General features: G+C 63.5%; 5 protein-coding genes. All 5 read left to right on the top strand.

What is annotated here, in order from left to right; translation table 11 throughout:
- On the top strand, nt 1-1,031 hold a 1,031-nt coding region (locus AC1D00_RS24630; RefSeq protein ID WP_477012441.1), incomplete at its 5' end, for a helix-turn-helix transcriptional regulator.
- A gap of 230 nt (nt 1,032-1,261) precedes the next feature.
- Complete coding sequence (locus AC1D00_RS24625) at nt 1,262-2,236, top strand: helix-turn-helix transcriptional regulator (RefSeq protein ID WP_477012440.1); 975 nt, start codon at nt 1,262-1,264, stop codon at nt 2,234-2,236.
- Between the two features lie 78 nt (nt 2,237-2,314).
- A complete protein-coding gene (locus tag AC1D00_RS24620; RefSeq protein WP_477012439.1) occupies nt 2,315-2,848 on the top strand; it encodes a DUF3455 domain-containing protein in 534 nt (177 codons plus the stop codon).
- A gap of 45 nt (nt 2,849-2,893) precedes the next feature.
- Nucleotides 2,894-3,142: a DUF6894 family protein gene (locus AC1D00_RS24615; RefSeq protein WP_135173876.1), complete on the top strand. Its 249-nt coding sequence runs from the start codon at nt 2,894-2,896 to the stop codon at nt 3,140-3,142.
- 301 nt (nt 3,143-3,443) lie between these two features.
- Nucleotides 3,444-5,467 (top strand): autotransporter family protein (locus AC1D00_RS24610; protein WP_477012438.1); only part of this gene is annotated, 2,024 nt, incomplete at its 3' end.

Raw genomic sequence — 5,467 nt, 5'->3', positions numbered from 1 at the left:
CCACCATCCTGTCCAGGGATGCAGCCGGGCTTTCAATCGAGATCCACGAGCATTTTGGCACGGATACCCGGTTCCGCCAGCTCTATCGCGACAGATATGTAGAACTTGATCCGTTGCTCGATCGTCGTCTCGATCTCGCCGCAGGCCAGACGGTCGGCGTGACCGACGTCATGCCCCATTCCGACTTCGTGGCGACCAGTTTCTATCGAGAATGGGTGGAGCCGCAGGGAGCGATAGATCTCGCAACCGTCATGCTCGAAAAATCGAACGCGCGCACCACGATCTTGCAGGTGTTGCGTCACCGGTCCCGCGGGATCGTCGACGACGCGATGCGTGAGCGTATGTGCCTGCTCGCGCCTCACATCCAGCGGTCGCGGGTCATGGGTCGCCAGATCAGGGCGCGCTCGCATACCGTGGACGATCTTGCCGATGTCCTGGACGGACTGAGCACGGCGATTTGCCTGCTCGACGCGGAGGGGAGAGTCGTCCATGCCAATGCGGCGTGCCGTCAGCTCTTCGCCGACGCCAATCTCCTCGCCATGGTCGGCGACAGACTCGTCGCCCGCAACACCCAGGTGGATAAAATATTCCGCAGCCTGTTCGAAATTTCCGCGGATGCAGGAATTCATTCGACCGGTCGTCGTCAGATCGAGCTCGTGACATCGTCCGACGGACATCACTATCTGCTCCACGCGTTTCTCTTGAGGCGGGAACGCCATCTGCCGCGTGATGTAGCTGCCACCGTGCTGTTCGTTCAAAGGGCTACGATGGTGGCATCGCTCGTGCCCGATGCAATCGCGGCGGCGTTCAGGCTGACGCCGTCAGAATTGCGCGTTCTGATGGCGATTGTCGAGATCGGCGGGGTTCCCGACATTGCGGCCAAGCTCGGTATCGCCGAGACGACGGTGAAGACGCATCTCGGCCGGCTGTTCGAAAAGACCGGCGCCGGCAGGCAGGCCGACCTCGTCAAGATCGCCGCCGGATTTGCGGCACCGTTTGCCCAGCGGACCGGCGGCGACGACACGGTGTGATCCGATTTACATCGCGAAGCGCGCGAACGCGCAATCTCRATCCATTGTGATGAGCAAGGTGCGCGAGTCCTCCGAACGTATGACGCGTGTCATTTGATACTTTCGTATATGGCCGTCACTTGAAATGAGGAGGGCAGCGTGCGCCACGGAACAATGCGCGCCGGCACCGAACGCGGGTGCGGGAGACAACAGCGCGTGGTCGAGCCTGCTCGTTGGTTGGAGAGATTGCAGTGAGCGGCAAGGATGAATTTTCCATTTTCAATGTTTCAACGGACCACATTCCCGAAGACGAGCGCGTGCCGCTCTTGCGCGAATTCTACTGCCGCGGCGTGCTGAAGGCGGAGGTCGAGGCAAGGGACGGAAAGCCGGCCGCGGCGAGCTTCACGTCCCACGTCCTGCCGGAAGCCCAGTTGCTGATCGGGGGACTGTGCGGAGCGCGGGTCATTCGCACGAAGCAGCTGGTTGCAGATGGCGACGACAGTCTCGCCCTGATCGTGAACAGGTCCGGCGTTCTCGGCATATCCGAGCGCGGACACGATTTGAGGCTTCAGGCAGGAGAGGCGGTCCTGACCAGCGCGGAGGACGTCACGACCTTCGAGCGGCTCTCGCTGGGAAGTGGTTTCTCGCTGCGCGTGCCGCGACGGGTGCTGGCCCCGATGATCGTGGATGTCGACGATGCAGTGATGCGCGTCATCCCGGAGCGCACCACCGGGCTTCGGCTGCTCGTCGACTACGCGATGGCGCTGGTGCACGAAAAGGCGCTGGCGGTACCGGCGATGCGGCAGCTCGGCGTCGCGCATCTGCATGATCTCCTGGCGCTCGTTCTCGGTGCCACCGATCACGCCCGGGAATCGACCGGACGGCGCGGTATCAAGGCGGCGCGACTCCAGAAGGCGAAATTTCTCATCGTCAACAATTGCTGGCAGCAGGATATTTCGGTGGCAAATGTTGCGCATGAACTCGGCGTGACCCCGCGCTATCTCCAACGATTGTTCGAGGCCGACGGCAAGACCTTTTCGTCCTTCCTGACCGAGCAACGCCTCAAGCGTGCCCATCGCATGCTGCGCGAGCCTGACTTCGCCGAGCGGCCGGTGAGTTCGATCGCCTACGACGTCGGCTTCGGCGATCTCTCCTATTTCAACCGTTGCTTCCGTCGGGCCTATGGCGCGACGCCAAGCAACGTCAGGAGCGGCGAGGCGCTGTAACCGGCCCCGACCGAATTTCAGAGAGCTGCCATTTCAAACAGGCGAAAGGGATTTGACATGATCCTTGATCGAAAAGTCATGACCATGAAAAGGGCGTTGTACCGCAGTCTCGTTCTCGCAAGCGTGCTGCACGGATCGTCCGCGCTGGCGGGAATGCGCGACGAGATCGGGGTCCCGGGCGAAATTCCCGGCGCCGCGCTCCACGCCGAGGGCGCGCAGATCTACGAGTGCCAGCTCGACKCCGCGAACCGGCTCGTCTGGCAGGCGCGCGAGCCCGCCGCCACGCTCATGGACGGCGACAATTCGGTGGGGCACCACTACGCCGCCCTGCATTGGGAGGCGGTCGACGCGCGCACGCTGGTGTGGGAGCACAAGGACGGCAGCTCGGTCAAAGCCAGGATCGTGGCGCGCGCCGCGGGCCGCACGGAGGACGATCTTCCCTGGCTGAAGTTCGGTGTCATCACCCAGAGCGGCAATGGCTTGCTCTACGGCGTGACCCACGTCCAGCGCATCAACACGCAAGGGGGCGTCGTGAGAGGGCCCTGCAGCCGGGCGGGCACCTTTCGCAGCGTGCCGTATTCGGCCGACTACGTGTTCTGGCGCGCGGAATAGATCATGACCCAGTGTTGCGTGCGGCAACGGCGGCCGGAGTGTTGAATGCACCGTTTCTTCTTTGATCTCCTGGTCGGCAATATCGTGAAGATCGACCCGGGCGGCATGGTGTTCGAACATGCCAAGGCGACTTTCGTGGTGGCCGACGAGATGGCGCGGCATCTCTTCGTCTGGCGCGACGATCTGCGCGATCGCGATGCGTGGATCCGCGTCAGGGACAACACCGGGCGCGAGATCTATCGCGCAGCGGTGTGGGCCGAGAGCGCGGAGAGGGCGGGCTGGGACCAGGTGTAAGCGGCGCGGGTGGTGTCACAACTCTGCACCACCTCCCGGCGATGCGCGTTTGGTTCGTTCTGAGCCGCGACCCGGTCGCCTTCGTCCAAGTCCAATACGGCGGACATTTCTACTTTAGCGCTCGGCGAATCCAATTCGCAGCGACAGCCTCCTCCATTTGGAGGGGCTGCCGACAACGTGCCTGTGCGCCGGTGGGGGCGAGATGGTGGCGACTGAGGGACTGGAAATGAATGTGACGGGTCTGGACGGTGTTTCACAACGGAGTTTGGCCTGGCGGTCGATGCGCCTTTTGGTGCCGGCCATGATCGCCATGCCATTCTTCACGGTCGAGCGGGCCGTCGCCGCCTGCACGCCGGTGGCGCCCGTCAGCAACGCGACGATTGTCTGTTCGGGCGACGTCGACACGCAGCAGGGCGGCCGTACCGGCTATGGTACGGTCGTTGACGACAACAATACCTACAAGATCGAAGCTGGCGCCAACGTTCACGGTTTTGCATTTGGCATCAAGAGCCGCGACGGCGGTGTATTCATCAATGCCGGCACGATCGACGGAGCTACTTCGGCCGGGATCGCGTCGGGGAGCGGTGTGACCGTCTCCAATCTTGCCAGGGCCACGATCGTGGGTTTCCACGGCATTACCGGGGCTTCCGCGACGATCGACAATGCAGGCACGATCAAGAGTGAGGCCGGCGGGCGCGGGAGCGGGATCGAGGTCAGGAATGTCACCGTGACCAATTCCGGTACGATCGCTGGAGTGGGGCCTGACACCGTCGGAATCAATGGCGACACGGTGAATCTGACCTCGAACACCGGAGCGATCTCGGGAGATGCGAGCGGCATTACCGGCGGTACCCTCAACATCACCAATAATCGCTCCGGTGTCATCTCGCAGATCGCGGCAAACGGAGGTGCCATCCAGGCCTCCGGTCTGGCAACAGTGGTAAACGCCGGCGACATCACCGGTCACGCGTTTGGCGTATCGGGTCAAAACGTCAAMCTGACCAATCTCGCCTCCGGCACCATCAGCGCCAGGATCGGCATCTCTTCGAGCGACGGATCGAACATCACGAACTCCGGCACCATCACCGGCACCAGCGGCGCGGCGATCCAGCTCTCCAACAAGGCCGATACGCTGACGCTGCTGCCAGGCTCGAAGATCAACGGTGTGGTCGATTTCGGCTTCGGGGCCGACGTCGTCAACATCAATCTCGCGCCGAGCAGCAGGGTGTCGTCGTTGACGACGATCAGTCTGCCGACCTTCAGAAACTTCGAGGGCACCATCAATACAATCACGTCGGGAGGCGCCTTCAACGGTCCTTCGGTCGCCGCCGGCACGACTCTCGCGACACTCGATCCGACCGCGCTTGCGCAGACCGACCGCACGCTGATGGATTTTACCAGCGGCGTCTCCTCGCTGGTGCAGGGGCGCCTGAACGGTGGCACTGGCACGGCCGGCAGCAACATGATGGCGATGGCCTATGCGCCGGAGACGGCACAGGCCGGCCCCTTCACCAAGGCGCCACGCAGCCTGTGGACCGATCCGGCGCCGATTACGGTCTGGGTCAACAGCTTTGGCGGCCAGCGCATCCAGGATGAGACCGCATCGACCTTGCGCGCGACCTCGACGGCGTGGGGCGGAGCCGTCGGCATCGACCGCAAGGTGCAGCCGAACTGGCTGGTCGGCGCGTTCCTCGGCGGCGGGCAGGGCGGTCTCTCGGTTGCTCTCAACTCGCAGTCGGTCGACACCAACTACGTGTTCGGCGGCGCCTACAGCCGCTTCGAATGGGCCGCGCAGTTCTTCGACTTCACGATCCAGGGCGGCAATGCCGACAACAAATCGCGCCGCCTGGTGCTGAACAACGCCGCGGTCGACGGCACGGAGACGGCGACGGCCAACTACAGCGGCTGGTACGTCTGCCCCGAGGTCGCCTACGGCTACAAGCTCGAGGTCGGCAACGGTTATGTGCTGACGCCGACGGCACGGCTGCGTTACGTCGCCGGCCGGTTCGACGGCTATAGCGAGACCGGCTCGGCACAGGGACTGTCGGTCGGCGGCCGCACGCTGCAGGATTTCGAGGAGCGCGGCGAGGTGGACCTGTCGCGGGTGACCAGCCTCGCTGGCGGCGAGCTCAAGGCCAACATCCATGGCGGCGTCATCGCGCTCCAGCGTGTGGGCGACACGACCATCAACACCGTGCTGCTCGGACAGAACCTGTCGTTTGTCACGCCGGGCAGCCGTAGCACCGTCGGCGCGGTGGCGGGTTTCGGCTTCGATTACCGCACGACGAAGAACGTATCCGTGTTCGGCGCGGTCGAGGGCATGAT

Source organism: Bradyrhizobium sp. P2_E8 (genome assembly GCF_056403875.1).
The sequence above is the reverse complement of the archived record's forward strand: the minus strand, read 5'-3'. Positions and strand labels throughout refer to the sequence as shown.